The following is a 25,848-nucleotide window of genomic DNA, read 5'->3' as shown; positions in this document are numbered from 1 at the left end:
CGGCATGTGTCCTGTAGTGAGGGGTGTCAGGCGGTTGCCCGGGTCTTGCGCGCCGCGGGTGCGGACGGTGCGGTGCGCATCACCGTCCAGTAGACGACTTTCAGTTCGCCTTCCATCGTTTCGACCAGCGCGGACAGGCTTTCGACCCAGTCGCCGTCGTTGCAGTACAGCACGCCGTCGATGTCGCGGATCTCGGCCTTGTGGATGTGACCGCACACGACGCCGTCGCAGCCGCGGCGACGCGCCTCGTCGGTCATCACGGTCTCGAACTGCGAGATGAAGTTGACCGCGTTCTTCACCTGGTGCTTCAGGTACTGCGACAGCGACCAGTACTGGAAGCCGAGCCGGCTGCGGATCCGGTTGAACCAGCGGTTCAGCACGAGGATCAGCGTGTACAGCGTGTCGCCGAGATACGCGAGCCATTTCGCGTGCTGGATCACGCCGTCGAACAGGTCGCCGTGCACGATCCACAAACGTTTGCCGGCCAGCGTCGTGTGGAACGCCTCGCCGCGCACCTGGATGTCGCCGAACGCGAGGTCGCAGAACTGCCGCGCGCCCTCGTCGTGGTTGCCGGGGATGTAGACGACCTGCGTGCCCTTGCGCGCCTTGCGCAGGATCTTCTGCACGACGTCGTTGTGCGCCTGCGGCCAGTACCAGCCCTTCTTCAACTGCCAGCCGTCGATGATGTCGCCGACCAGGTACAGGTATTCCGAGTCGTTGTGGCGCAGGAAGTCGAGCAGGTACGGCGCCTGGCAGCCGCTCGAGCCGAGGTGGATGTCGGACAGCCAGATGGTGCGGTAGCGATGGGTGGACGGCTCGTGCTCGTCGTGTCGCGTGACGTGCTCGGCAGGCGGTTCTTGCGGCGCGAGTGCATCGGTGGCAGCCGAGCCGGACAGGAAGGCGGTGGCGGCGCGGGCGCCGAGGGGGTGACGGAACAGGGAGGTCGCGGACGTTTTCTGGCACATGCATGACTCGCGCCGGTTGACATTACCGGCATTGCGCCATGCGGGCGTGACTGTGCCGTGACAGTCACGAGACGTTCTTATTACGACCGTCGAACGATGTTTAGCAGTGAATCATGCGTTGTTGTGTCAGCTGCCGCACCGACGGTTCGGGCGCGTGTGTTTAGGTCCGGCGATGGGCGCTGCGGCACGCGCGGCCGGCATCGCGCGGCGTTTTTGTCCGATCAATGGTGAGTCGACCGCGCCATCGGGCGGCCGGGCGCGCGGCGCGTCAGCGCGGGACCGCGACCACGCGCGTGCGCGCGAGCCGGTCGTGCGGGAACTGGCGGTCGGCGTGCAGCCGCGCGGCGCCGGCCCAGACGACGATCCACGCGGCGGCGAGCGCGAGCGTGGCGGGCACCGACAGGCCGAGCAGCGGATGCAGCGCGAGCGGCGGCAGGAACCACAGCCAGCCGAGTACGTAGCGAACGAGCGCATGGGCGGCGCTCAGCGGCCGCCCGCTCGACGCTTCGAGCCGCAGCCGCCAGGTCTTCATCGGCAGCGTCTGGCCGCCGTGCGTCCAGAACCACACGAAATACGCGCCGACCACGAGCGCGATCCAGGCGGCGAGGAGGTTGTGGTGGACGAGGCCGTTGCGCTGCTGCGTCGCGAGACCGAACGCGAGCCCGGCGAAGAACACGACGCCGAACAGCAGCACGCCTTCGTAGAGGAGCGCCGCGAGACGCCGCCGGATCGACGGCGCGGCGACGGCGGCCGGGGCCTGGGGCGCGCTCGCCACGGCCGCTCAGGAACCCTTGAACAGCGACGGCGCGTCGGCGGGCGACACCGGCGTCACGGTGGCGGGCATGGACGCCGCGCCCGCCGTGGACGACGCGACGGCGGGCGGCGCCGCCGCACCGGTCGATGCCGGCGGAGGTGCGACGGCCGCGCCGCTGGCCGGATGCTCGTGGGCGTTGACGAGGCGGCGCACGTCGCGGTCGGCGCCGGTCGGCGGCGCGCTGACGACGCTCGGCCGGCGCCGGCGCTCGGCCGCCGCGAGCCGTTCCTTCTGCTCTTCGGGGAGTTGCTGGTAGGCCTTCCACGCGCGCTCGCGCGCCTGCGCGGACAGCTCCTTCGCGCTCTGGTAGTTCTCGCGGGCGACGCGGCGCTGCTCGGGCGTCATCCGCGCCCATTCGGTCATCCGTTCCTGCAGGCGCTTTTGCGCATCAGGCGTCATCTTCTGGAAACGCGACGCGATCTTCAGCCATTTGCGTTTGCGTGCGTCGCTGAAGCCGTCCCACTGGTCGGCGAACGGCGCGAGCGCCGCATGCTGCGCGGGCGTGAGGCGCGACCACGACAGCGGGCCGGTGGCGGCGGGCAGCGGAAGGGGCAGCGGGGCGAGGTCGGCGCTCAGCGCGGCCGCGGTCGAGGCGGGCGCGACTGCGCTGCTGGTCGCGACGGCGACCGTCTCGGCAGGCGGGTGGAATCGCGGGTACGTGGCGACGTAGGCGACGGCGACCGCGATCACGCATCCGAAAAATACGGCCAGGCCGCGCTTTTGACTCACCCGTGCGATCCCCTCGTTATTGGTTTGTTAGCGAGCGTGCGAAAGATACGCGTTGAACCCGTGGTCGAGATACGCGTTGAGCGGCAGGTCGTCGCTGAGCATCGCCGCGTCGATGTCGGCGAGTTCGGCGGTGCGCTGCATGTCTTCCCAGTACGCGATGCCGACCAGCCCCGCGAGCAGCAGGGCGAGCGGCCACGCGCGCAGCAGGCGGCGCGCGAACGAGGCGCGCGGGCGGGCCGGGCTGTGCGTCGGGCCGTATGCGCCCGCCGCGCCGGCGAACGCGGGCACGAACACCGGCGCCGTCGCGGCTTCAGGTTTCTTGCGCGCGAGCGCGGCCCGGCGCGCGGCGGCCAGCCGGTCGGTGGTGGCGGCTGGCAGCGCGGCCGTGCGCTCGTCGAGCGCGCGGCGCACCTTCAGCGCGAATTCGTGTTCTCGGTTTGCGGGAGCGGAGCTCATAGCGTGATTCCTTTGGCCTTGAGCGCGTGTGCCAGGGTATGGGTGGCTCGCGAGCAATGTGTCTTGACACTGCCTTCGGAGCACCCCATTGCGGCGGCAGTCTCGGCAACATCCATATCTTCCCAGTAACGCATCAGGAACGCTTCCCGTTGACGCGCCGGAAGTTTCTGGATTTCTTCGTCGATCAGGGCCAGAACCTGTTCCCGTTCGAGACGGTGCTCGCTGCTCTCGACGCCCGGGTTGTCGTCCGCGGCCTCGAGCGTTTCGAGCGGGTCGAAGTCCTCGTCGTCGGTGCTGTTGAGCGACGAGAACAGCGTCACCCATGTATTGCGGACTTTCTGGCGGCGGAACCAGTCGTGGATCGCATTCTGCAGGATCCGCTGGAACAGCAGCGGCAGCTCGGCCGCCGGCCGGTCGCCGTATTTCTCCGCTAGCTTGATCATCGCGTCCTGCACGATGTCGAGCGACGCATCGTCGTCACGCACGGCGTACGCAGCCTGCTTGAACGCGCGCCTTTCGACGCCCGCCAGAAAGTCGGCGAGTTCCTTGTCTGATGCCATTCCGTGAAGGTATGCGCTGCGGACTGCGGCGTGGTGTGAAAGGTCGAAAAATTTCGTAAAACCCGCGGATGCTAACAAATTTTCGGGCCGCTTGGCACCGGTACCGGTCCCGCGCGTTGCGCGCGAGCCGCGCGGGCGGGGCGCCGGACGCCGGCCATGATGCGCTGCGGGATATTTTGCTTGACGGCGCCTGCGCGAGCGGCTATCGTCGGCGATTCGCAACATGAAGTGATGGTCTCATTTGAGGCTGGCCCAAGAAGCCCGCCCTTCAACTGGACGCGCCGCTTGAACCCGAGCCACAAGCCCGGCAGAGAGCACCCGATCAATTTTTTGCCGAAAATTCGAAAGGTCAAAATGAACATGCCCAGCGCGGAATTCTCCACGTCGGAACCCCTTTCCCCTCCCGATAGCGACTCCATCGGCGGCACCGTGCTCATGAAGGCACTGGCCGACGAAAACGTCGAATTCATCTGGGGCTATCCCGGCGGCTCGGTTCTCTACATCTACGACGAGCTGTACAAGCAGGACAAGATTCAGCACGTGCTGGTGCGCCACGAACAGGCGGCCGTGCACGCAGCCGATGCGTATGCGCGTTCCACCGGCAAGGTCGGCGTCTGTCTCGTGACGTCGGGCCCCGGTGTCACCAACGCGGTGACCGGGATCGCCACGGCCTACATGGATTCGATCCCGATGGTCGTGATCAGCGGCCAGGTGCCGACTGCCGCGATCGGCCAGGACGCGTTCCAGGAGTGCGACACCGTCGGCATCACGCGTCCGTGCGTGAAGCACAACTTCCTCGTGAAGGACGTGCGCGACCTCGCGGAAACCGTCAAGAAGGCGTTCTACATCGCCCGCACCGGCCGTCCGGGCCCGGTGCTGATCGACATCCCGAAAGACGTCTCGAAGACGCCGTGCCAGTACGAGCCCGTCAAGAGCGTGTCGCTGCGTTCGTACAACCCCGTCACGAAGGGCCATTCGGGCCAGATCCGCAAGGCCGTGTCGCTGCTGCTGTCGGCCAAGCGCCCGTACATCTACACCGGCGGCGGCATCATCCTCGCCGACGCGTCGCGCGAGCTGAACCAGTTCGCGGACCTGCTCGGCTACCCGGTCACCAACACGCTGATGGGCCTGGGCGGCTATCGCGCGTCGGACAAGAAGTTCCTCGGCATGCTTGGCATGCACGGCACCTACGAAGCGAACATGGCGATGCAGCACTGCGACGTGCTGATCGCGATCGGCGCGCGCTTCGACGACCGCGTGATCGGCGACCCGGCGCACTTCGCGTCGCGCCCGCGCAAGATCATCCACATCGACATCGATCCGTCGTCGATCTCGAAGCGCGTGAAGGTCGACATCCCGATCGTCGGCGACGTGAAGGAAGTGCTGAAGGAACTGATCGAACAGCTGCAGACGGCCGAGCACGGCCCCGACACCGAAGCGCTCGCGCAATGGTGGAAGGACATCGAGAGCTGGCGCGCGAAGGACTGCCTGAAGTACGACCGCGACAGCGAGATCATCAAGCCGCAGTACGTGGTCGAGAAGGCGTGGGAGCTGACGGACGGCAACGCGTTCGTGTGCTCGGACGTCGGCCAGCACCAGATGTGGGCCGCGCAGTTCTACCGATTCAACAAGCCGCGTCGCTGGATCAACTCCGGCGGCCTCGGCACGATGGGCTTCGGCCTGCCGGCGGCGATGGGCGTCAAGATGGCGCACCCGGACGACGACGTGCTGTGCATCACGGGCGAAGGCTCGATCCAGATGTGCATCCAGGAGTTGTCGACCTGCCTGCAGTACGACACGCCCGTGAAGATCATTTCGCTGAACAACCGCTACCTCGGCATGGTTCGCCAGTGGCAGCAGATCGAATACAGCAAGCGCTATTCGCATTCGTACATGGATGCGCTGCCCGATTTCGTGAAGCTCGCCGAAGCGTACGGCCATGTCGGCATGCGGATCGAAAAGACTTCGGATGTGGAGCCGGCGCTGAAGGAAGCGCTGCGCCTGAAGGACCGCACCGTGTTTCTCGACTTCCAGACCGATCCGACCGAAAACGTCTGGCCGATGGTCCAGGCCGGCAAGGGCATCACCGAGATGCTGCTCGGATCGGAAGATCTGTAACGGCGCGACGCGCGCGCCGGCCGTTGCGGCCGCCTTCACGAAGGGCGGTGCGGCACGCGGCGGCGCGCGGCGCGAGTGAATCGACACGGACACATTCTGGAAGAAGCGAACATGAGACACATCATTTCCGTCCTGCTGGAAAACGAACCGGGCGCGCTGTCGCGCGTGGTCGGTCTGTTCTCCGCACGCGGCTACAACATTGAAACCTTGACGGTGGCGCCGACCGAAGACCAATCGCTGTCGCGGCTCACCATCGTATCCATTGGCTCCGACGACGTGATCGAACAGATCACGAAGCATCTGAACCGCCTGATCGAGGTGGTGAAAGTGGTGGACCTGACCGACGGTGCACACATCGAACGCGAGCTGATGCTGATCAAGGTCCGTGCAGTGGGCAAGGAGCGCGAAGAGATGAAGCGGATGTCGGACATTTTCCGCGGCCGCATCATCGACGTGACCGAGAAGACCTACACGATCGAATTGACGGGCGCGAGCGACAAGCTCGACGCATTCATCCAGGGGCTGGACGCGGGCGCGATCCTCGAGACCGTGCGCACCGGCAGCTCCGGCATCGGACGCGGCGAGCGCATCCTGAAGGTGTGATGCCGAAAGGCACGCCGGGTGCGCCGTCATGTCCCGGCCCGCAGTACTCCAATCGAACGAATTGTTGAATTTTTGAATTAGCGAAGGAACCATCATGAACGTTTTCTACGACAAAGACGCCGACCTCTCCCTCATCAAGGGCAAGCAAGTCACGATCATCGGCTACGGCTCGCAAGGCCATGCACACGCGCTGAACCTGAAGGACAGCGGCGTCAACGTGACGGTCGGCCTGCGCAAGGGCGGCGCGTCGTGGAGCAAGGCCGAGAACGCCGGCCTGTCGGTCAAGGAAGTCGCGGAAGCCGTGAAGGGCGCCGACGTCGTGATGATGCTGCTGCCGGACGAGCAGATCGCCGACGTGTACGCGAAGGAAGTGCACGCGAACATCAAGCAGGGCGCGGCGCTGGCATTCGCGCACGGCTTCAACGTCCACTACGGCCAGGTGATCCCGCGCGCCGACCTCGACGTGATCATGATCGCGCCGAAGGCACCGGGCCACACCGTGCGCGGCACGTACTCGCAGGGCGGCGGCGTGCCGCACCTGATCGCGGTTGCGCAGAACAAGTCGGGCGCGGCGCGCGACATCGCGCTGTCGTACGCGGCGGCCAACGGCGGCGGCCGTGCCGGCATCATCGAGACGAACTTCCGTGAAGAGACTGAAACCGACCTGTTCGGCGAGCAGGCCGTGCTGTGCGGCGGTACCGTCGAGCTGATCAAGGCTGGCTTCGAGACGCTGGTCGAAGCGGGCTACGCGCCGGAAATGGCGTACTTCGAGTGCCTGCACGAACTGAAGCTGATCGTGGACCTGATCTACGAAGGCGGCATCGCCAACATGAACTACTCGATCTCGAACAACGCCGAGTACGGCGAGTACGTGACGGGCCCGCGCGTCGTCACCGAAGAGACGAAGAAGGCGATGAAGCAGTGCCTGACCGACATCCAGACGGGCGAGTACGCGAAGAGCTTCATTCTCGAGAACAAGGCAGGTGCGCCGACGCTGCAGTCGCGCCGCCGCCTGACGGCCGAGCACCAGATCGAGCAGGTCGGCGCGAAGCTGCGCGCGATGATGCCGTGGATCGCGAAGAACAAGCTCGTCGACCAGACGAAGAACTAAGCACGCCGCAAGCAAAACGTGCTGTTCCGGCCCTTCGAGTGGAGGGTCGGTATCAAAAAGCCGCCCGAAGGCAGCAGTGCCCCGGGCGGCTTTTGCTATCCTACGGGCTTTGCAATTCACCGAACACAGAACGAATCCATGAACTATCCTCATCCGATCATCGCGCGCGAAGGCTGGCCGTTCATCGCGATCGCAGCCGTCATCGCGTTGTTGATCCACGCGGTCGGGGGCTTCGGCTTCGCGTGGCCGTTCTGGCTGCTGCTCGTCTTCGTCGTCCAGTTCTTCCGCGACCCGCAGCGCCCGATCCCGGCGCAGCCGAACGCGGTCCTGTGCCCGGCGGACGGCCGGATCGTCGCGGTCGAGACCGCGCAGGATCCGTACGCGAACCGCGAAGCGCTGAAGATCAGCGTGTTCATGAATGTCTTCAACGTCCACTCGCAGCGTTCGCCGGTCGACGGTGCGATCACCAAGGTCGAGTACTTCCCGGGCGCGTTCCTGAACGCGGCGATCGACAAGGCGTCGACCGAGAACGAGCGCAACGCGGTCGTGATCCAGACGGCGAGCGGCAAGACCGTCACCGCCGTGCAGATCGCCGGCCTCGTCGCGCGCCGGATCCTCTGCTACGTGCGCGCCGGCGAGCCGCTGTCGCGCGGCCAGCGTTACGGTTTCATCCGCTTCGGTTCGCGCGTCGACGTGTACCTGCCGCTCGGCAGCCGCGCGAAGGTGTCGATCGGCGAGAAGGTCTACGCGTCGTCGACGATCCTCGCCGAGCTCGAGCAGTAAGCGGCGAGGCGCACGATGGCCGCATTCAAACCGCGCCGCCCGCGCAACGGCGTCAACCAGCCGCCGCGCCCGTTCCGCCGCAACAAGGCGCTCGCGCCCGATCCGGCGCCGCTGGAAAGCCGGCGCGCCGCGCGCCAGCGGTTCCTGCGCACGCGCGGCATCTACCTGCTGCCGAACGCGTTCACGACCGCCGCGCTGTTCTGCGGCTTCTTCGCGGTCGTGCAGGCAATGAACGTGCGCTTCGAGATCGCCGCGATCGCGATCTTCGTCGCGATGGTGCTCGACGGGATGGACGGGCGCGTCGCGCGCATGACGCATACGCAGAGCGCGTTCGGCGAGCAGTTCGACAGCCTGTCGGACATGGTGTCGTTCGGCGTCGCGCCGGCGCTCGTGATGTACGAATGGGTGCTGAAGGATCTCGGCCGCTGGGGTTGGCTCGCCGCGTTCGTCTACTGCTCGGGCGCCGCGCTGCGTCTCGCGCGCTTCAACACGAACATCGGCGTGGTCGACAAGCGCTTCTTCCAGGGCCTGCCGAGCCCGGCCGCCGCGGCGCTGATCGCGGGCTTCGTCTGGCTCGCCACCGACAACCGCGTGCCGATGAAGCTCGGCTGGCTGCCGTGGGTCGCGTTCGCGCTGACCATCTACGCGGGCGTGACGATGGTGTCGAACGCGCCGTTCTACAGCGGCAAGGCGCTCGACGTGCGGCATCGCGTGCCGTTCGCGGCGATCCTGCTCGTCGTCGTCGCATTCGTGCTGGTGTCGTCCGACCCGCCGCTGATGTTGTTCTGCCTGTTCGTGCTGTACGGGCTGTCCGGCTACGTGTTCTGGGCCTACATGGCCGTGCGCGGGCGTGCGAACCCCGCGCGCTCGTCGCAGCGCGATCACTGACGCGCGCGATCTCAGCACGCAACACGGCGGCCGCGCGGCCGCCGTTTTTATTTGTCCCTTTTTCAGCGCCGGCGGACCGAATCATCGGGCGGCGTCCGATTGCGCGCGTCGCGGAATCTCGCTATAGTCTTTGGCATGACTGCATTTTCCCGCCTCTCCCTCCTTCTAGCCGGTGCGCCGCTACGCGCGCTAGCTTTGGCGCGCCTGCCGCGCTGACCGTTCCCGCCCTCCGTCAAGCCTCGTCTGTTGTTGAGCGTCGCCAGCGGTGGCGCGATCTCGTTACGTTTGACTTCCGTATAAAGAGCCCTGGAGCCCCCCATGACAGACAAGCTGATCATTTTCGATACGACGTTGCGTGACGGCGAACAATCGCCCGGCGCGTCGATGACGAAGGAAGAGAAAATCCGCATCGCGAAGAACCTCGAGCGGATGAAGGTCGACGTGATCGAGGCCGGCTTCGCGGCCAGCTCGAACGGCGACTTCGACGCGATCCACACGATCGCCGGTCTCGTGAAGGACAGCACGATCTGTTCGCTGGCGCGGGCCAACGACAAGGACATCCAGCGCGCGGCCGACGCACTGAAGCCGGCGAACAGCTTCCGGATCCACACGTTCATCGCGACCTCGCCGCTGCACATGGAAAAGAAGCTGCGGATGACGCCCGAGCAGGTGTACGAGCAGGCGCGTCTCGCGGTGCGCTTCGCGCGCAAGTTCACCGACAATGTCGAATTCTCGCCGGAAGACGGCAGCCGCTCCGACATGGACTTCCTGTGCCGCGTGCTGGAAGGCGTGATCGCCGAAGGCGCGACGACGATCAACATCACCGACACGGTCGGCTACGGCGTGCCGGAAATGTACGGCAACCTCGTGAAGACGCTGCGCGAACGCATTCCGAACTCGGACAAGGCGATCTTCTCGGTGCACTGCCACAACGACCTCGGGATGGCCGTCGCGAACTCGCTGGCCGGCGTGATGATCGGCGGCGCGCGTCAGGTCGAGTGCACGATCAACGGTCTCGGCGAGCGCGCGGGCAACACCTCGCTCGAGGAAATCGTGATGGCGGTGAAGACGCGCAAGGACTACTTCGGTCTCGACGTCGGCATCGACACGACGCAGATCGTGCCGACCTCGAAGCTCGTGTCGCAGATCACCGGTTTCGTCGTGCAGCCGAACAAGGCGGTGGTCGGTGCGAACGCGTTCGCGCACGCGTCGGGCATCCACCAGGACGGCGTGCTGAAGGCGCGCGACACGTACGAGATCATGCGCGCGGAAGACGTGGGCTGGACCGCGAACAAGATCGTGCTCGGCAAGCTGTCGGGCCGTAACGCATTCAAGCAGCGCCTGCAGGAGCTCGGCGTGTCGCTCGACAGCGAAGCCGAACTGAACGCCGCGTTCATGCGCTTCAAGGACCTGGCCGATCGCAAGTCGGAAATCTTCGACGAGGACATCATCGCGATCGTCTCCGAGGAGTCCGCGCTCGCGCAGGAGCAGGAGCACTACAAGTTCGTGTCGCTGTCGCAGCATTCGGAAACGGGCGAGCAGCCGCACGCGAAGGTCGTGTTCGCGGTCGAAGGCAAGGAAGTGACCGGCGAAGCGCGCGGCAACGGCCCGGTCGACGCGACGCTGAACGCGATCGAGAGCGAAGTCGGCAGCGGTTCCGAACTGCTGCTGTATTCGGTGAACGCGATCACGACCGGTACGCAGGCGCAGGGCGAAGTGACCGTGCGGCTGTCGAAGAGCGGCCGGATCGTCAACGGCGTCGGCACCGATCCGGACATCGTCGCGGCGTCCGCGAAGGCGTACATCGCGGCGCTGAACAAGCTGCACTCGAAGGACGACAAGCTCAACCCGCAGCGCTCGTAAGCGCGGCGCGCGGCGCACGTCGCGAAACGCCCCGTGCGGCCCTGTGCCGCCGGGGCGTTTTTTCATGCGCCGCTCATTCGGCGGCCGGCGCGCGGAACAGCCAGCGGCGCGCGGCCGCGCGCGGCGGCGGGCTCGGCCGGCGAAACTCGACGGCGATCCCGCGGCGCGGCGCATCGGCGACGAACGCGTCGAGCAGCTCCAGCACGTCGTGGTCGATGTAGTCGGCGCGCGTCGCATCGATGATCACCGCCGCGCGATCCGGAATGTGCCGCAGATGATGCTTGACCTGCACCTTGCCGAGGAACGACACGTCCTTGCGGAACGACAGCAGGAAGTGATCGTCGTGCTGCGCGAGCGTGACCGGGCTCTTCAGGTTCGCGACGGCGACCGACAGCACACTGCAGGCGAGGCCGAGCGCGATGCCGAACAGCAGGTCGACCGCGAGCACACCGGCGATCGTCGCCGCGAACGGCACGAACGCGGCCGGCCCTTGCTTCATCACCGCGCGGAACAGCGCCGGCTTCGCGAGCTTGAAGCCGGTGTGGATCAGGATCGCGGCGAGGCTCGCGAGCGGAATCAGGTTGATCAGGCCGGTCAGCGCGAACACGCTGGCGAGCAGCAGCACCCCGTGGACGATCGCCGAGAGCCGGCTCTGCGCGCCCGCATGGACGTTGACCGAACTGCGCACGATCACCGACGTGATCGGCAGCCCGCCCACCGCACCCGCGACGAGATTGCCGACGCCCTGCGCCTTCAGTTCGCGGTCGGGTTGCGTCGGCCGGCGCTTCGGATCGATCTGCTCGACCGCCTCGAGGCTCAGCAGCGTCTCGAGGCTCGCGACGACCGCGAGCGTGATCGCGACGCGCCAGACGTCCGGATTGACGAGCTGCGCGAAGTTCCGCCCGAGCTCCGCATGCTTGAGCGATGCCGCGAAGGCCGCGAACGATTCGAGTTCGGGCAGCGTGACGCGATGGGCGGCGCCCGGCGCGACCGACGGCGCGACGATGCCGAGCACCAGCGTGGCGCCGATGCCGAGCACCACGACCGCAAGCGGCGCGGGCACCGCGCGCACCAGCGCGAAGCGGCGCAGCGCGGGCGTGTCCCATGCGATCAGCAGCGCGAGCGATGCCAGCGCGATGGCCGTCGCGGCCCAGGCGGTCGGCAGGCCCGGCCACGACGAAAACGTTTGCGCGGCCGCGCCGCCGATGCCGAACGCGAACGGAATCTGCTTGACGATCAGCAGCAGGCCGATCGCCGCGAGCATGCCCTTGATCACGGGCGACGGCACGTAGGCCGCGAAGCGGCCCGCGCGCAGCATGCCGAAGCCGAACTGCAGCACGCCGGACAGCAGCACCGCGAGCAGGAACGCGGAGAAGCTGCCGAGTTGCGCGATGCCTTCGACGACGATCACGACGAGACCGGCGGCGGGCCCGCTGACCGACAGCGACGAGCCGCTCAGCAGTGCGACGACGATCCCGCCGACGATGCCGGACACGAGCCCGGCGAACGGTTCGACGCCGGAGGCATTGGCGATGCCGAGACAGAGCGGCAGCGCGACGAGGAACACGACGATGCCGGCGACGATGTCGCGCGGCAGGGTGGACAGACGCTCGTTGAGTTTCATGGTCGGGGCGATTTCATGGACATGAGGGCGGGGCGGTTCAGCCGAGCGCGGCGGCATGCGCGGGCTCGGCATCGACGGGCTGCGCGGCATAGCCGGAGTCGAGTTCGACGAGGCGGCCGTCGGCGAGCGAGAAGATCCAGCCGTGGACGAGCGGCGGCCGTTCGCGGTCGCGCACGATCGGCGACGCGCGCAGCAGCCGCACCTGTTCGAGCACGTTCAGCTCGGCGAGGCGGTCGGCGGCGGCCGCGTCGTCGAGGCCGGCGAGCGTGTCGCGATGGCGCCGCGCGAGCGCGCAGAGCGGCGCGATGCGGCGCGCGACGTGCGGCAGGTCGGACGGCGGCGGCAGCAGCGACGCGCGCACGCCGCCGCAACCGGTGTGCCCGCAGACGATCACGTGATCGACCTGCAGTACGCGCACCGCGTATTCGAGCACGCTCGCCGCGTTGTCGTCCTCGGGGTGGAACAGGTTCGCGATATTGCGATGGACGAACAGCTCGCCGGGCGCGCAGTGCGTGATGGTTTCGGCCGGTACGCGGCTGTCCGCGCAGCCGATCCACAGCACGCGCGGGTTCTGGCCGCGCGCGAGCGCGTCGAAGAAGCCGGGTGTGCGTTCGTGCGTCTCGCGGGCCCAGGCGATGTTGGCGACCAGCATGCTCTTGGGGCGATTCATGAGGACTCCTTTTTGATAAAGGCAAATGAAGATCGGCCGGAATGGTGCGGCGAAATGCTTTCTGAATTGAAAGGTTGGATTGGAACCGATATTAGGGGTATGCCCTAGCGGTCCGTATGCGCCGAAACAATTTGTTTCAAATTGACGCCGCGCGGTGCATCGGGCGCACCAAGGCGACGCATGACCGGTGCGATTCGAATCGCCCGGCGCAACAAAACGAACGGCCATTCACGAACGATTCATGAATGGCCGTCGGCGCAACCGCGGATCACGCGCTGCCGGTCAGAACAGGTTGCGGCGATCGGGGTCGTGAAGCGGATCGGGCGTTTTCTGCGTCATGCGCAGGATGCCCTGCGGGTCGAAATAGAAGCTGTACATCATGTACCAGACGTTGTCCTCGAGATACCGGTACGTCCACACCTCGCGCTTCATCAGCGGGAAGTAGGAGGTTTCGACCGGGCGGCCGAAATTGACGAGGACGTCGGTCCTGGTCCACTTGCCGATTTCCGCGCGATAGAACTCGTTCGGCTGCAGCACCTGGCGCACGTTGACGATCTTGTGGGCCGCGTCGACGTCGGCCGCGATCGTGACTTCGCCCATCGGCTGGGTCGGCCACATCAGGCGCTTGCCGCCGCCGGGCAGGTCGTAGATCTCGCGCGGCGGGCCCAGGCGCGCGACGATGGCCGATTCGTCCTGGCCGGCCTGGTATTGCTGCCACGGTTGTGCGCAACCGGCCAGCAGCACCGCCGCGCAGGCGGTCAGCATCGACAGGCGCGCGGGAAGGCGAATGCGCATCGGGATTCTCCAGAACACGGGAACAGCCCAGTTGTATCACGGACGACGCGCGCCGGCGCATCGCAGCGCAAAAATCGGTGCGGATCGCCGGATGGCCGCCGCGCTTGCCGGCCGCGGCCCGGCCGGCCTATGATCCGCGCTTCTCCGAATGATCGAAGGGCAGGTGGCCGATGCAGGGGTGGAAACGGTATGCGCTCGCGTGGAGCGCGGGATGGATGCTCGTGTCGTCCGCGTTCGCGGGCGGCGAGCCGGTGCGGATCGCGCTGATCGAAGGGATGTCGGGGCCGTTCGCGAATGCCGGGGCGGCGGTCGAGCGCAACCTGCGGTTCGGCGTCGAGCAGGTCAATGCGGCGGGCGGCGTGAAGCTGCGCGACGGCGCGCATCCGCTCGAACTGGTCGTGCTCGACAGCAAGGGCAGCCCGGAAGAGGCGCTCGTGCAGTTGCGCGCGGCGGCCGACCGCCATATCGGCTTCGTCGCGCAGGGCAACAGCTCGGCGGTCGCGGCTGCGCTCGTCGGTGCGCTCGACAAGCAGAACGCGCGCGATCCGGACAGCCGGATGCTGTTCCTCAACTACTCGGCCGACGATCCGGCGCTGACCGGCGCGCGCTGCAGCTTCTGGCATTTCCGCTTCGACGCGCACGCGGGGATGCGGATGGCCGCGCTCGCCGACGTGATGGCGCGCGACCGCGCGCTGCGCAAGGTCTATCTGCTGAACCAGGACTACAGCTTCGGCCACGACGTAAGCACGCTGGCGCGGCAGGCGCTCGCCGCGCGACGCGCGGACGTGAGCGTGGTCGGCGACGAATTCCATCCGATCGGCCGCATCAAGGATTTTTCGCCGTATATCGCGAAGATCCGCGCGGGCGGCGCGGATGCGGTCGTGACGGGCAACTGGGGCAACGACCTGACGCTGCTCGTGAAGGCCGCGCGCGAACAGGGCCTGAACGCGAAGTTCTACACGTTCTACGGCAACAGCCTCGGCGCGCCGGCCGCGCTTGGCGACGCGGGCGTCGGGCGTGTCGTGGCGGTCGCGGACTGGCACCCGAACGCGGGCGGCGCGAAATCCGACGCGTTCTACCGCGCGTTCCGCACCCGTTTCCCGGCCGCGCAGGACGACTATCCGGTGCGGCGCATGAGCCTGATGATCGAGATGCTCGCGGCCGCGATGAACCGCGCCGGCTCGGCCGATCCGGTCGCGGTCGCGCGGGCGCTCGAGGGGCTGTCGTTCGACGACGGCTTCCATCCGGCGCGGATGCGCGCGCAGGACCACCAGCTGATCCAGCCCCTTTATGTGATGGAAATGGGCCGGCTCGGCGCGCCGGGCGTGCGCTTCGACAACGAGGGTTCCGGCTACGGGTTCCGGACGGTGCTCGCGGTGCCGGCGGCGCGCACCGAGATGCCGTCGACCTGCTCGATGACGCGTCCGTGACGGCGATTGTCGAGACCGCTTAGGCGGGCTGCGGAGTTGTGCTACAATGCCGGCCGGTTGTAAGTCACGGCACGGCCATTCTTCCGTGTCCGCCTGTTCAGTTAGAAAGGAAATCACATGTCTGTTGCAGATATCAAGAAGTCGGAAGTCGTTGCTCAGTTCGCCCGCGGTACCAACGACACGGGTTCGCCCGAAGTCCAGGTCGCACTGCTGACCGCACGTATCGTCGAACTGACGGGTCACTTCAAGACCCACGCGAAGGACCACCACAGCCGCCGCGGCCTGCTGCGCATGGTGAGCCGCCGCCGCAAGCTGCTCGACTACCTCAAGGGCAAGGATGCCGATCGTTACCGCGCGCTGATCGAGAAGCTGGGTCTGCGTAAGTAATCGAGGCGATTGCCGCCAGCAAGATGCCTGTGTCAGTCCGCTGATACAGGCATTTTGTTTTTGCGCGGTGCGTAGCGTCACGCGCACCGCAGGCTGTCCGGCCGTTTGCGCCGGGCCGCCGGAACGGCTGATACCGGGGTCGGGATTTGTGTCATTCCAGCGCGCCGCTGTGCGAGCGCCGCGCTGGAATGGCATAAAAAACACACCTTGCTCCGGGTGAATCGGTCGCGACGCCGCCGCACGGCAGGGCCGGTGCGGTGAATGATAGAAATGCATTCAAAGGAGCAACCATGTCCATGTTCAACAAGGTCGTGAAGGAATTCCAGTGGGGCCAGCACAAGGTGCGCCTCGAAACCGGTGAAATCGCCCGCCAGGCGAGCGGCGCCGTGATCGTCGACGTCGAAGACACCGTCGTGCTCGCGACCGTCGTCGGCGCGAAGTCGGCGAAGCCGGGCCAGGATTTCTTCCCGCTGACCGTCGACTACATCGAGAAGACCTACTCGGCCGGCAAGATCCCGGGCGGCTTCTTCCGTCGCGAAGGCCGTCCGTCGGAGCACGAGACGCTGACCTCGCGCCTGATCGACCGTCCGCTGCGCCCGCTGTTCCCGGAAGGCTTCTACAACGAAGTGCAGGTCGTGATCCACGTGCTGTCGGTGAACCCGGAAATCCCGGCGGACATCCCCGCGCTGATCGGCGCGTCGGCTGCGCTCGCCGTGTCGGGCCTGCCGTTCAACGGCCCGGTCGGCGCCGCGCGCGTCGCCTACGTGAACGACCAGTACGTGCTGAACCCGACCCGCGAGCAGCTCAAGACGTCGCGCCTCGACCTCGTCGTCGCGGGCACGGAGCGTGCGGTGCTGATGGTCGAGTCGGAAGCCGATCAACTGCCGGAAGACGTGATGCTCGGCGCGGTCGTGTTCGGCCATGAGCAGATGCAGACGGCGATCGACGCGATCCACGAGCTGGTGCGCGAAGGCGGCAAGCCCGAGTGGGACTGGCAGCCGGCGCCGAAGGACGAGGCGCTGATCGCACGCGTGACCGAACTCGCGCAGCCGGAACTGCTCGCGGCCTACCAGATCCGCGACAAGCAGGCGCGTTCGACGAAGCTGAAGGAAGTGTACGCGGCGACCTCGGCGAAGCTCGAAGAAGCGGCGCTGGCGGCCGGCACGGTCGCGGCCGACAAGGCCACGGTCGGCAACATCCTGTTCGACCTCGAGGCGAAGATCGTCCGCGGCCAGATCCTGAACGGCGAGCCGCGCATCGACGGCCGCGACACGCGCACCGTGCGCCCGATCGAGATCCGCACCGGCGTGCTGCCGCGCACCCACGGCTCGGCGCTGTTCACGCGCGGCGAGACGCAGGCGCTCGTCGTCGCGACGCTCGGCACGAAGGGTGACGAGCAGATCATCGACGCGCTCGAAGGCGAGTACCGCGAGCGCTTCATGCTCCACTACAACATGCCCCCGTTCGCGACTGGGGAAACGGGCCGCGTCGGTTCGCCGAAGCGTCGCGAAATCGGCCACGGCCGCCTCGCGAAGCGCGCGCTCGTCGCGTGCCTGCCGAGCGCCGACGAATTCGGCTACTCGATCCGCGTCGTGTCGGAAATCACCGAGTCGAACGGTTCGTCGTCGATGGCATCGGTGTGCGGCGGCTGCCTCGCGCTGATGGACGCCGGCGTGCCGATGAAGGCGCACGTCGCGGGTATCGCGATGGGCCTGATCCTCGAAGGCAACAAGTTCGCGGTGCTGACCGACATCCTCGGCGACGAAGACCACCTCGGCGACATGGACTTCAAGGTGGCCGGTACGGAGCAAGGCGTGACGGCGCTGCAGATGGACATCAAGATCCAGGGCATCACGAAGGAAATCATGCAGGTCGCGCTCGCGCAGGCGAAGGAAGGCCGCATGCATATCCTCGGCAAGATGACGTCGGCGGTGGCCGGTGCGAACACGCAACTGTCGGAATTCGCGCCGCGCATGATCACGATCAAGATCAACCCGGAAAAGATCCGCGACGTGATCGGCAAGGGCGGTTCGGTGATCCGTGCGCTGACGGAAGAAACGGGCACGACCATCGACATCTCCGACGACGGCGTCGTGACGATCGCGAGCACGAACAGCGAAGGCATGGCCGAAGCGAAGAAGCGCATCGAGAACATCACGGCCGAGATCGAAGTCGGTCAGGTGTACGAAGGCACGGTGCTGAAGCTGCTCGATTTCGGCGCGATCGTGAACCTGCTGCCGGGCAAGGATGGCCTGCTGCACATCTCCGAAATCGTCAACGAGCGCGTGAAGGACATCAACGACTACCTGAAGGAAGGCCAGCAGGTCAAGGTCAAGGTGATCCAGACGGATGAAAAGGGTCGCGTGCGTCTGTCGGCGAAGGCGCTGCTGAACGAAGCAGCGGCTGCGTCGCAGTCGGATGCGCCGCCGCAGCAGTAAGCGGACAGGCGGACCAACGGCCGGCAGTGCGAAAGCGTGCCGGCCGTTTTTTCTGTAGCATCGTTGTGCGGCGCAGCAGCGCCGGCAAGGCGCCCGCGCCGTCGGCGCGGGCGTGCCATCCGATTCCGATTCAGGAGCGACCACGACCATGAAAGCCATCGAAATCACCGAATTCGGCGCCCCCGACGTGCTGAAGCTTGCGGAGCGTCCGCGCCCCGAACCGAAGCGCGGCGAGGTGCTCGTCAAGGTGGCGGCTTCCGGCGTGAACCGGCCCGACGTGTTCCAGCGCAAGGGCGCCTATGCGCCGCCGCCGGGCGCGTCGGACCTGCCGGGCCTCGAGATTGCGGGCGAAATCGTCGGCGGCGACCTGTCCGACGCTGCGCTGAACCCGTTCGGCCTGAAGCTCGGCGATCGCGTGTGTGCGCTGCTCGCGGGCGGCGGCTATGCGGAATACGCGGTCGTGCCGCTGCTGCAGTGCCTGCCGGTGCCCGGCGCGCTGACCGACATCGAGGCCGCGTCGCTGCCGGAAACGTTCTTCACGGTGTGGAGCAACGTGTTCGACCGCGCGCAGCTCGGCGCGGGCGAGGGCGGCGAGCAGGAGACGCTGCTGGTGCAGGGCGGCTCGAGCGGCATCGGCGTGACGGCGATCCAGATCGCGCACGCGCTCGGCTTTCGCGTGTTCGCGACGGCCGGCACCGCCGAGAAATGCCGTGCCTGCGAGGCGCTCGGCGCCGAACGCGCGATCAACTACAAGAGCGAGGACTTCGTCGAGGTCGTGAAGTCGCTGACGCACGATCGCGGCGTCGACGTGATCCTCGACATGGTCGCGGGCTCGTACGTGCCGCGCGAACTGTCCGCACTCGCGGACGGCGGCCGGCTCGTGCTGATCGCGCTGCTCGGCGGCGCGAGGGCCGAGGTCAATCTCAACGAGATCCTGCGGCGCCGTCTCACGATCACGGGCTCGACGCTGCGCCCGCGCCCGGTCGAGTTCAAGGCCAAGATCGCGGCGCAGCTGCACGCGCGCGTGTGGCCGCTGCTCGCCGACGGCCGCATCAAGCCGGTGATCTATCGCGTGCTGCCGGCGGCCGACGCCGCCCAGGCGCATGCGCTGATGGAAAGCGGCGAGCATATCGGCAAGATCGTGCTCGATTGGGGCGCGAACGCGTGACGGCCCGCGCGGCCGGGCTTGACATGCGCGGTTTGACCGGTTCAAGCCGCGCGCAGTAAAATCGCGGGTTTGCTTCGCCAGACCAATCCTGACGGCCGGCTCGCACGGCGCGTCGATGACGAGACAGACACGATGTCGAAACAAAGAACCAAGCGGGTGATCGGCAACTGGAAGATGCACGGCCGGCTGGCCGGCAACCAGGCGTTGCTGAACGAAGTGGTGCAGGGCGCGTGCGCGGTGGCGGCCGACACGGCGATCGGCGTGTGCGTGCCGTTCCCGTATCTGGCGCAGGTCCAGGCGCAGCTCGACGGCGGCCGTGTCGCGTGGGGCGCGCAGGACGTGTCCGCGCACGAGCAGGGCGCCTTCACCGGTGAAGTGGCGGCCGCGATGGTCGCGGAATTCGGCGCGCGCTACGCGATCGTCGGCCACTCGGAGCGCCGCGCCTATCACGGCGAGCGCAACGAGACGGTCGCGGCGAAGACGCAGCGTGCGCTGGCGGCGGGTCTGACGCCCGTCGTGTGCGTCGGCGAGACGCTCGACGAGCGCGAAGCGGGCGCGACCGAGCAGGTCGTCGGCGCGCAACTCGACGCGGTGCTGGCCGTGCTGACGGCCGACGAGGCGGCGCGCATCGTCGTCGCGTACGAGCCCGTCTGGGCGATCGGCACGGGCAAGAGCGCGACGTCGGCGCAGGCGCAGGACGTGCACGCGTTCCTGCGGGCGCGCCTGGCGGCGAAGGGCGCGGCGGACGTGTCCGTGCTGTACGGCGGCAGCGTGAAGCCGGACAACGCGGAAGAGCTGTTCGCGCAGCCGGACATCGACGGCGGCCTGATCGGCGGCGCGTCGCTGAAGGCGGAAGATTTCCTGGCGATCTGCCGGGCCGCGCGCTGAGCGGTCCGCGATCGAATTGAACCATGACGGCGGCCGGTCGAAGCGGTCGCCTGATCCAATCGGGTGGGTGTGATGCTGTTATTCAAGACGCTGATTATTGTGGTGCAGGTGCTGTCTGCACTCGGTGTGATTGGTCTCGTGCTGCTGCAGCACGGCAAGGGTGCCGACATGGGCGCTGCATTCGGCAGCGGCGCGTCGGGCAGCCTGTTCGGTGCGACGGGCTCGGCGAACTTCCTGTCGCGCACGACGGCCGTGCTGGCGACGATCTTCTTCGTCGCGACGCTCGCGCTGACGTACCTCGGTTCGTACAAGTCGACGCCGTCGGCCGGCGTGCTCGGCGGCGTGGCGACGGCTCCGGCGACAGCGTCCGCGGCGTCGGCGCCGGCGGTCGCGGCCTCCGCTGCGGCGGCTTCGGCGGCGAGCGCGCCGGGCCAGGACGTCCCGAAATAAAAATTTAAAATTTTTGCGTTTGTGCGTTGAACAATTCTGGAAGTCAGGTTAGAATTTAATTCTTGAAGCGATTCGCGGGAAACAAGTAGTTACAACCCCGGTTGCATGCAGTGCCGACGTGGTGAAATTGGTAGACACGCTATCTTGAGGGGGTAGTGGCGAAAGCTGTGCGAGTTCGAGTCTCGCCGTCGGCACCAAAGTTACTCAATGCCAGCCGCTTCTAGTGGCTGGCATTTTTCATTTGTGGGGTGCGCTTTCGGATGTCTTGCGATCGCATGCACTCCGAAATGATCCCTTCCGCCGGATAGTGGTATTCTCCGGACGCTCAGAACCAACCGATAGAGGATTGCCTTGAACCTCGCAGCCTATTACCCCGTCTTGTTGTTCCTCCTCGTGGGCACTGGTTTAGGTATAGCGCTGGTCAGTATCGGCAAGCTCCTTGGTCCCAACAAGCCGGACGTCGAGAAGAACGCACCGTACGAGTGCGGCTTCGAAGCCTTTGAAGACGCCCGGATGAAGTTCGACGTCCGGTACTACCTCGTCGCCATCCTGTTCATCATCTTCGATCTCGAAACCGCATTCCTGTTTCCGTGGGGCGTCGCGCTGCGGGACATCGGCTGGCCCGGTTTCATCGCTATGATGATTTTTCTGCTCGAATTCCTGCTGGGCTTTGCCTATATCTGGAAGAAAGGCGGCCTCGACTGGGAGTGATGGGTTAATCGCCGGTTTGCATGGGTGGCCACGCTCGGCCGCCCGTCTGGAGTGGAAAGCAAATGAGTATCGAAGGGGTCTTGAAGGAAGGGTTTGTCACCACGACGGCTGACAAGCTGATCAACTGGACGCGTACCGGCTCGCTGTGGCCGATGACGTTCGGGCTCGCGTGTTGCGCCGTCGAGATGATGCATGCGGGCGCGGCCCGCTACGATCTGGACCGGTTCGGGGTCGTGTTCCGTCCGAGTCCGCGTCAGTCGGACGTGATGATCGTCGCCGGCACGCTCTGCAACAAGATGGCGCCCGCGCTGCGCCGCGTCTACGACCAGATGGCCGAGCCGCGCTGGGTGATCTCGATGGGGTCGTGCGCGAACGGCGGCGGCTACTACCATTATTCGTACTCGGTGGTGCGCGGCTGCGACCGGATCGTGCCGGTCGACGTCTACGTGCCGGGCTGTCCGCCGACGGCCGAGGCGCTGGTCTACGGCGTGATCCAGCTTCAGGCGAAGATCCGTCGCACCAACACCATCGCCCGTCAATAAAGCCCCGAGCGTCCCCCAATATGGCAAGCAAAATCGAGACCCTCAAGGCCAACCTCGAAGCCGCGCTCGGCGCGCGCGTGGTGAGCCTCACCGAAGCGATCGGTGAACTGACGCTCGTCGTGAAGGCGAGCGATTACCTCGAAGTCGCAACGACGTTGCGCGACGATCCGAAGCTCCGTTTCGAGCAGCTGATCGACCTGTGCGGCGTCGACTACCAGACCTTCGGCGACGGCGCCTACGACGGCCCGCGCTTCGCGGCCGTGTCGCACCTGCTGTCGGTCACGAACAACTGGCGCCTGCGTCTGCGCGTGTTCGCACCGGACGACGACCTGCCGATCGTGGCGTCGCTGGTCGACATCTGGACCTCTGCGAACTGGTACGAGCGCGAAGCGTTCGACCTGTACGGCATCGTGTTCGAAGGCCACCCCGACCTGCGCCGCATCCTCACCGACTACGGCTTCATCGGCCATCCGTTCCGCAAGGACTTCCCGGTGTCGGGCTATGTCGAAATGCGTTACGACCCGGAAGAGAAGCGGGTCGTCTACCAGCCGGTGACGATCGAGCCGCGCGAAATCACGCCGCGCGTGATCCGCGAGGATCGCTATGGCGGTCTGAAACATTAAGGGGGCGTCATGGCAGAAATCAAGAACTACACGCTCAACTTCGGCCCGCAGCACCCGGCAGCGCACGGCGTGCTGCGCCTCGTGCTCGAGCTCGACGGCGAAGTCATCCAGCGTGCCGATCCGCACATCGGCCTGCTGCACCGCGCGACCGAAAAGCTCGCGGAATCCAAGACCTTCATCCAGTCCGTGCCGTACATGGACCGTCTCGACTACGTGTCGATGATGGTCAACGAGCACGGCTACGTGCTCGCGATCGAGAAGCTGCTCGGCATCGACGTGCCGGAGCGCGCGCAGTACATCCGCGTGCTGTTCGACGAGATCACGCGCGTGCTGAACCACCTGATGTGGATCGGCGCGCACGCGCTCGACGTCGGCGCGATGGCGGTGTTCCTGTACGCATTCCGCGAGCGCGAAGACCTGATGGACGTGTACGAGGCGGTGTCCGGTGCCCGGATGCACGCGGCGTATTATCGTCCGGGCGGCGTCTATCGCGACCTGCCTGACGCAATGCCGCAATACAAGGCGTCGAAGATTCGCAACGAGAAGGCGCTCGCGAAGATGAACGAGGCGCGCAGCGGCTCGGTGCTCGACTTCATCGACGATTTCTTCACGCGCTTCCCGAAGTGCGTCGACGAATACGAAACGCTGCTGACCGACAACCGGATCTGGAAACAGCGTCTGGTCGGGATCGGCGTCGTCAGCCCGGAGCGGGCGCTGCAGATGGGCCTGACGGGCCCGATGCTGCGCGGCTCGGGCATTGCCTGGGATTTGCGCAAGAAGCAGCCGTACGAAGTGTACGATCGCCTCGATTTCGACGTGCCGGTGGGCGTGAACGGCGATTGCTACGACCGTTACCTGGTGCGCGTCGAAGAAATGCGCCAGTCGATCCGCATCGCGAAACAGTGTATTGAGTGGCTGCGCAAGAATCCGGGCCCCGTGATGACGGACAATCACAAGGTTGCACCGCCGTCGCGCGTCGGCATGAAGACCAACATGGAAGACTTGATTCACCACTTCAAGCTCTTCACCGAAGGTTTCCATGTGCCGGAAGGCGAAGCGTATGCGGCGGTCGAGCATCCGAAGGGCGAATTCGGCATCTACCTCGTGTCGGACGGCGCCAACAAGCCGTACCGTCTCAAGATTCGCGCACCGGGCTTCGCGCATCTGGCGTCGCTCGACGAAATGGCGCGCGGCCACATGATTGCCGACGCCGTCACGATCATCGGTACGCAGGACATCGTGTTCGGCGAAATCGATCGCTAATGGTTACACCGCCCGCGCGAGCGGGCGGCGAGCAGTAAGTCACACGCGATGCGCGCTGAACCGGCGCGGCTTCGCAAGCTGTCAACAGTGAGCGCCAGGTCTGCCGTCTACGCACGCCGTGCGGCAGGTTGTTCGTTCGGTAGGAATTGAAAGAGTCGTGTCTGAAAATGATCTCAGCTGAAGGCCTGAAGGAAATCGATCGAGCGTTGACGAAGTATCCCGCCGATCAGAAACAGTCCGCCGTGATGTCGGCGTTGGCCGTTGCTCAGGAAGAGCACGGCTGGCTGTCGCCCGAACTGATGCAGTTCGTCGCGGACTATCTCGGCATGCCGGCCGTCGCCGTGCAGGAAGTCGCGACGTTCTACACGATGTACGAGCTGAAGCCGGTCGGCAAGCACAAGATCACGCTCTGCACGAACCTGCCGTGCCAGCTCGGCCCACACGGCGGCGCGGAAGCGACCGCCGACTACCTGAAACAGAAGCTCGGCATCGACTTCGGCGAGACGACGCCCGACGGCAAGTTCACGCTGAAGGAAGGCGAATGCATGGGCTCGTGCGGCGATGCGCCGGTGCTGCTGGTGAACAATCACAGAATGTGCAGCTTCATGAGCCGCGAGAAGATCGACCAGCTGCTTGAGGAGCTCTCGAAATGACGTCCCTCCACGACCGTCACATCAAACCGCTGATCCTCGCTGGTCTGAACGGCGAGAACTGGCATCTCGAAGATTACGTTGCGCGCGGCGGCTACAAGCAGCTGCGCCGCATTCTCGAAGAAAAGATCCCGCCCGAGCAGGTGATCGCCGACGTGAAGGCGTCGGGCCTGCGCGGCCGCGGCGGCGCGGGCTTCCCGACCGGCCTGAAGTGGAGCTTCATGCCGCGCCAGTTCCCGGGGCAGAAGTACCTCGTCTGCAACTCGGACGAAGGCGAGCCGGGCACGTTCAAGGATCGCGACATCCTGCGCTGGAACCCGCATGCGCTGATCGAGGGCATGGCCATCGGCGCGTACGCGATGGGCATCACGGTCGGCTACAACTACATCCACGGCGAGATCTTCGAAGTGTATCGACGCTTCGAAGCGGCGCTCGACGAGGCGCGCGCGGCCGGTTTCCTCGGCGACAACATCATGGGCTCGGAATTCTCGTTCCAGCTCCATGCGCACCACGGCTACGGCGCGTACATCTGCGGCGAGGAAACGGCGCTGCTCGAGTCGCTCGAAGGCAAGAAGGGCCAGCCGCGCTTCAAGCCGCCGTTCCCGGCGAGCTTCGGCGTGTACGGCAAGCCGACCACGATCAACAACACCGAGACGTTCGCCGCGGTGCCGTTCCTGCTGGCCATCGGGCCGCAGAACTACCTCGAGATCGGCAAGCCGAACAACGGCGGCACGAAGATCTTCTCGGTGTCGGGCGACGTCGAGCGTCCGGGCAACTATGAAGTGCCGCTCGGCACGCCGTTCGCGACGCTGATGGAACTCGCCGGCGGGATGCGCGGCGGCAGGAAGATCAAGGCCGTGATTCCGGGCGGCTCGTCCGCGCCGGTGGTGCCGGGCGACATCATGATGCAGACCGACATGGACTACGACTCGATCGCGAAGGTCGGCTCGATGCTCGGTTCGGGTGCGGTGATCGTGATGGACGAGACGCGCTGCATGGTGCGCTCGCTGCTGCGCCTGTCGTACTTCTACTACGAGGAATCGTGCGGTCAGTGCACGCCGTGCCGCGAAGGCACGGGCTGGCTGTATCGCGTCGTGAACCGCATCGAGCACGGCGAAGGGCGCCAGGAAGACCTGGACCTGCTGAACTCGGTGGCCGAGAACATCATGGGTCGCACGATCTGCGCGCTCGGCGATGCGGCGGCGATGCCGGTGCGCGGGATGCTCAAGCACTACTGGGACGAATTCGCGTACCACGTCGAGCACAAGCACTGCATGGTCGGCGGCCACGCGCACGCGGCGGCGGCCTGACGCGAAACC

At 66.2% G+C, this 25,848-nt stretch carries 26 protein-coding genes and 1 tRNA gene; 19 read left to right on the top strand and 8 right to left on the bottom strand.

Features of this window, described 5'->3' with window-relative positions:
- Positions 1 to 26 precede the first annotated feature (26 nt).
- The 5 genes from WS57_RS30215 to WS57_RS30195 all read right to left on the bottom strand — a co-directional run bounded on the left by WS57_RS30215 (position 27) and on the right by WS57_RS30195 (position 3,524).
- The gene (locus tag WS57_RS30215) at positions 27 to 965 is read right to left on the bottom strand and encodes a UDP-2,3-diacylglucosamine diphosphatase (RefSeq protein WP_069245239.1); all 939 of its coding nucleotides are present in this window, start codon (positions 963 to 965) and stop codon (positions 27 to 29) included.
- A gap of 268 nt (positions 966 to 1,233) precedes the next feature.
- Entirely contained in the window at positions 1,234 to 1,740 is a 507-nt protein-coding gene (locus tag WS57_RS30210; protein WP_196482470.1) for an RDD family protein, read from the bottom strand.
- Between the two features lie 6 nt (positions 1,741 to 1,746).
- A complete protein-coding gene (locus WS57_RS30205) occupies positions 1,747 to 2,508 on the bottom strand; it encodes a DUF3106 domain-containing protein (protein ID WP_040127861.1) in 762 nt (253 codons plus the stop codon).
- Between the two features lie 27 nt (positions 2,509 to 2,535).
- A complete protein-coding gene (locus WS57_RS30200) occupies positions 2,536 to 2,964 on the bottom strand; it encodes a DUF3619 family protein (RefSeq protein ID WP_069245238.1) in 429 nt (142 codons plus the stop codon).
- Positions 2,961 to 3,524 carry an RNA polymerase sigma factor gene (locus tag WS57_RS30195; RefSeq protein WP_009688212.1) on the bottom strand — a complete coding sequence of 188 codons (564 nt, stop codon included), beginning with the start codon at positions 3,522 to 3,524 and terminating at the stop codon, positions 2,961 to 2,963. The genes WS57_RS30200 and WS57_RS30195 overlap by 4 nt, the downstream gene beginning before the upstream one ends.
- A gap of 354 nt (positions 3,525 to 3,878) precedes the next feature.
- Here WS57_RS30195 and WS57_RS30190 point away from each other — a divergent pair, with 354 nt between their 5' ends.
- The 6 genes from WS57_RS30190 to WS57_RS30165 all read left to right on the top strand — a co-directional run bounded on the left by WS57_RS30190 (position 3,879) and on the right by WS57_RS30165 (position 10,890).
- Positions 3,879 to 5,642 carry an acetolactate synthase 3 catalytic subunit gene (locus tag WS57_RS30190; RefSeq protein ID WP_009688213.1) on the top strand — a complete coding sequence of 588 codons (1,764 nt, stop codon included), beginning with the start codon at positions 3,879 to 3,881 and terminating at the stop codon, positions 5,640 to 5,642.
- Positions 5,643 to 5,753: 111 nt separating this feature from the next.
- On the top strand, positions 5,754 to 6,245 hold the full coding sequence (gene ilvN / locus WS57_RS30185; protein WP_006398781.1) for an acetolactate synthase small subunit: 492 nt from the start codon (positions 5,754 to 5,756) through the stop codon (positions 6,243 to 6,245).
- 94 nt (positions 6,246 to 6,339) lie between these two features.
- On the top strand, positions 6,340 to 7,356 hold the full coding sequence (ilvC, locus tag WS57_RS30180) for a ketol-acid reductoisomerase (RefSeq protein ID WP_006478252.1): 1,017 nt from the start codon (positions 6,340 to 6,342) through the stop codon (positions 7,354 to 7,356).
- 138 nt (positions 7,357 to 7,494) lie between these two features.
- Entirely contained in the window at positions 7,495 to 8,139 is a 645-nt protein-coding gene (locus WS57_RS30175) for a phosphatidylserine decarboxylase (protein ID WP_031401923.1), read from the top strand.
- Between the two features lie 15 nt (positions 8,140 to 8,154).
- Positions 8,155 to 9,027 carry a CDP-diacylglycerol--serine O-phosphatidyltransferase gene (gene pssA, locus WS57_RS30170; RefSeq protein ID WP_009688216.1) on the top strand — a complete coding sequence of 291 codons (873 nt, stop codon included), beginning with the start codon at positions 8,155 to 8,157 and terminating at the stop codon, positions 9,025 to 9,027.
- Positions 9,028 to 9,345: 318 nt separating this feature from the next.
- On the top strand, positions 9,346 to 10,890 hold the full coding sequence (locus WS57_RS30165; protein WP_009688217.1) for a 2-isopropylmalate synthase: 1,545 nt from the start codon (positions 9,346 to 9,348) through the stop codon (positions 10,888 to 10,890).
- A gap of 73 nt (positions 10,891 to 10,963) precedes the next feature.
- On the opposite strand, the gene WS57_RS30160 is transcribed toward WS57_RS30165, so the two are convergent.
- The 3 genes from WS57_RS30160 to WS57_RS30150 form a co-directional block, all read right to left on the bottom strand.
- Positions 10,964 to 12,514: a SulP family inorganic anion transporter gene (locus WS57_RS30160; RefSeq protein ID WP_059519527.1), complete on the bottom strand. Its 1,551-nt coding sequence runs from the start codon at positions 12,512 to 12,514 to the stop codon at positions 10,964 to 10,966.
- Between the two features lie 37 nt (positions 12,515 to 12,551).
- Positions 12,552 to 13,184, bottom strand: coding sequence for a carbonic anhydrase (locus WS57_RS30155; protein WP_059519525.1), 633 nt, complete (start codon positions 13,182 to 13,184; stop codon positions 12,552 to 12,554).
- A 282-nt stretch (positions 13,185 to 13,466) separates the two neighbouring features.
- Positions 13,467 to 13,979: a hypothetical protein gene (locus WS57_RS30150; RefSeq protein WP_009691051.1), complete on the bottom strand. Its 513-nt coding sequence runs from the start codon at positions 13,977 to 13,979 to the stop codon at positions 13,467 to 13,469.
- Between the two features lie 170 nt (positions 13,980 to 14,149).
- Between WS57_RS30150 and WS57_RS30145 the strand changes: the two genes are divergently transcribed.
- The 13 genes from WS57_RS30145 (at position 14,150) to nuoF (ending at position 25,839) form a co-directional block, all read left to right on the top strand.
- A complete protein-coding gene (locus tag WS57_RS30145) occupies positions 14,150 to 15,409 on the top strand; it encodes a branched-chain amino acid ABC transporter substrate-binding protein (protein ID WP_069245237.1) in 1,260 nt (419 codons plus the stop codon).
- Positions 15,410 to 15,526: 117 nt separating this feature from the next.
- Positions 15,527 to 15,796, top strand: coding sequence for a 30S ribosomal protein S15 (rpsO, locus tag WS57_RS30140; RefSeq protein WP_006398792.1), 270 nt, complete (start codon positions 15,527 to 15,529; stop codon positions 15,794 to 15,796).
- Positions 15,797 to 16,086: 290 nt separating this feature from the next.
- Entirely contained in the window at positions 16,087 to 18,234 is a 2,148-nt protein-coding gene (gene pnp, locus WS57_RS30135; RefSeq protein ID WP_040127856.1) for a polyribonucleotide nucleotidyltransferase, read from the top strand.
- 148 nt (positions 18,235 to 18,382) lie between these two features.
- A complete protein-coding gene (locus WS57_RS30130; protein WP_069245236.1) occupies positions 18,383 to 19,402 on the top strand; it encodes an NAD(P)H-quinone oxidoreductase in 1,020 nt (339 codons plus the stop codon).
- A 132-nt stretch (positions 19,403 to 19,534) separates the two neighbouring features.
- On the top strand, positions 19,535 to 20,290 hold the full coding sequence (gene tpiA, locus WS57_RS30125; protein ID WP_059519521.1) for a triose-phosphate isomerase: 756 nt from the start codon (positions 19,535 to 19,537) through the stop codon (positions 20,288 to 20,290).
- Between the two features lie 72 nt (positions 20,291 to 20,362).
- Positions 20,363 to 20,740, top strand: coding sequence for a preprotein translocase subunit SecG (gene secG, locus WS57_RS30120; RefSeq protein WP_059519519.1), 378 nt, complete (start codon positions 20,363 to 20,365; stop codon positions 20,738 to 20,740).
- Between the two features lie 112 nt (positions 20,741 to 20,852).
- Positions 20,853 to 20,937: transfer RNA gene (locus WS57_RS30115), tRNA-Leu, on the top strand.
- 154 nt (positions 20,938 to 21,091) lie between these two features.
- Positions 21,092 to 21,451, top strand: a complete 360-nt coding sequence (locus tag WS57_RS30110) for an NADH-quinone oxidoreductase subunit A (RefSeq protein WP_006398798.1) — start codon at positions 21,092 to 21,094, stop codon at positions 21,449 to 21,451.
- A gap of 62 nt (positions 21,452 to 21,513) precedes the next feature.
- The gene (locus WS57_RS30105) at positions 21,514 to 21,993 is read left to right on the top strand and encodes a NuoB/complex I 20 kDa subunit family protein (protein ID WP_006398799.1); all 480 of its coding nucleotides are present in this window, start codon (positions 21,514 to 21,516) and stop codon (positions 21,991 to 21,993) included.
- A gap of 20 nt (positions 21,994 to 22,013) precedes the next feature.
- Entirely contained in the window at positions 22,014 to 22,616 is a 603-nt protein-coding gene (locus tag WS57_RS30100) for an NADH-quinone oxidoreductase subunit C (RefSeq protein WP_009694119.1), read from the top strand.
- Positions 22,617 to 22,625: 9 nt separating this feature from the next.
- Complete coding sequence (locus WS57_RS30095) at positions 22,626 to 23,879, top strand: NADH-quinone oxidoreductase subunit D (RefSeq protein ID WP_009694120.1); 1,254 nt, start codon at positions 22,626 to 22,628, stop codon at positions 23,877 to 23,879.
- 167 nt (positions 23,880 to 24,046) lie between these two features.
- A complete protein-coding gene (gene nuoE / locus WS57_RS30090; RefSeq protein ID WP_009694121.1) occupies positions 24,047 to 24,532 on the top strand; it encodes an NADH-quinone oxidoreductase subunit NuoE in 486 nt (161 codons plus the stop codon).
- On the top strand, positions 24,529 to 25,839 hold the full coding sequence (nuoF, locus tag WS57_RS30085) for an NADH-quinone oxidoreductase subunit NuoF (protein WP_009694122.1): 1,311 nt from the start codon (positions 24,529 to 24,531) through the stop codon (positions 25,837 to 25,839). The genes nuoE and nuoF overlap by 4 nt, the downstream gene beginning before the upstream one ends.
- Positions 25,840 to 25,848 lie beyond the last annotated feature (9 nt).

This window comes from Burkholderia pseudomultivorans (assembly GCF_001718415.1).
Classification (GTDB): Bacteria; Pseudomonadota; Gammaproteobacteria; order Burkholderiales; family Burkholderiaceae; genus Burkholderia; species Burkholderia pseudomultivorans_A.
This window is presented reverse-complemented; position numbering and strand designations above follow the sequence as displayed.

Coding starts and splice junctions, on each gene's coding strand:
- rpsO (WP_006398792.1), top strand. CDS start 15,527: ATGTCTGTTGCAGATATCAAGAAGTCGGAAGTCGTTGCTCAGTTCGCC.
- WS57_RS30160 (WP_059519527.1), bottom strand. CDS start 12,514: ATGAAACTCAACGAGCGTCTGTCCACCCTGCCGCGCGACATCGTCGCC.
- tpiA (WP_059519521.1), top strand. CDS start 19,535: ATGTCGAAACAAAGAACCAAGCGGGTGATCGGCAACTGGAAGATGCAC.
- nuoF (WP_009694122.1), top strand. CDS start 24,529: ATGACGTCCCTCCACGACCGTCACATCAAACCGCTGATCCTCGCTGGT.
- WS57_RS30165 (WP_009688217.1), top strand. CDS start 9,346: ATGACAGACAAGCTGATCATTTTCGATACGACGTTGCGTGACGGCGAA.
- WS57_RS30155 (WP_059519525.1), bottom strand. CDS start 13,184: ATGAATCGCCCCAAGAGCATGCTGGTCGCCAACATCGCCTGGGCCCGC.
- WS57_RS30200 (WP_069245238.1), bottom strand. CDS start 2,964: ATGAGCTCCGCTCCCGCAAACCGAGAACACGAATTCGCGCTGAAGGTG.
- WS57_RS30105 (WP_006398799.1), top strand. CDS start 21,514: ATGAGTATCGAAGGGGTCTTGAAGGAAGGGTTTGTCACCACGACGGCT.
- WS57_RS30195 (WP_009688212.1), bottom strand. CDS start 3,524: ATGGCATCAGACAAGGAACTCGCCGACTTTCTGGCGGGCGTCGAAAGG.
- pnp (WP_040127856.1), top strand. CDS start 16,087: ATGTCCATGTTCAACAAGGTCGTGAAGGAATTCCAGTGGGGCCAGCAC.
- WS57_RS30100 (WP_009694119.1), top strand. CDS start 22,014: ATGGCAAGCAAAATCGAGACCCTCAAGGCCAACCTCGAAGCCGCGCTC.
- secG (WP_059519519.1), top strand. CDS start 20,363: ATGCTGTTATTCAAGACGCTGATTATTGTGGTGCAGGTGCTGTCTGCA.
- WS57_RS30145 (WP_069245237.1), top strand. CDS start 14,150: ATGCAGGGGTGGAAACGGTATGCGCTCGCGTGGAGCGCGGGATGGATG.
- ilvC (WP_006478252.1), top strand. CDS start 6,340: ATGAACGTTTTCTACGACAAAGACGCCGACCTCTCCCTCATCAAGGGC.
- nuoE (WP_009694121.1), top strand. CDS start 24,047: ATGATCTCAGCTGAAGGCCTGAAGGAAATCGATCGAGCGTTGACGAAG.
- WS57_RS30175 (WP_031401923.1), top strand. CDS start 7,495: ATGAACTATCCTCATCCGATCATCGCGCGCGAAGGCTGGCCGTTCATC.
- WS57_RS30095 (WP_009694120.1), top strand. CDS start 22,626: ATGGCAGAAATCAAGAACTACACGCTCAACTTCGGCCCGCAGCACCCG.
- pssA (WP_009688216.1), top strand. CDS start 8,155: ATGGCCGCATTCAAACCGCGCCGCCCGCGCAACGGCGTCAACCAGCCG.
- WS57_RS30215 (WP_069245239.1), bottom strand. CDS start 965: ATGTGCCAGAAAACGTCCGCGACCTCCCTGTTCCGTCACCCCCTCGGC.
- WS57_RS30130 (WP_069245236.1), top strand. CDS start 18,383: ATGAAAGCCATCGAAATCACCGAATTCGGCGCCCCCGACGTGCTGAAG.
- WS57_RS30150 (WP_009691051.1), bottom strand. CDS start 13,979: ATGCGCATTCGCCTTCCCGCGCGCCTGTCGATGCTGACCGCCTGCGCG.
- ilvN (WP_006398781.1), top strand. CDS start 5,754: ATGAGACACATCATTTCCGTCCTGCTGGAAAACGAACCGGGCGCGCTG.
- WS57_RS30190 (WP_009688213.1), top strand. CDS start 3,879: ATGAACATGCCCAGCGCGGAATTCTCCACGTCGGAACCCCTTTCCCCT.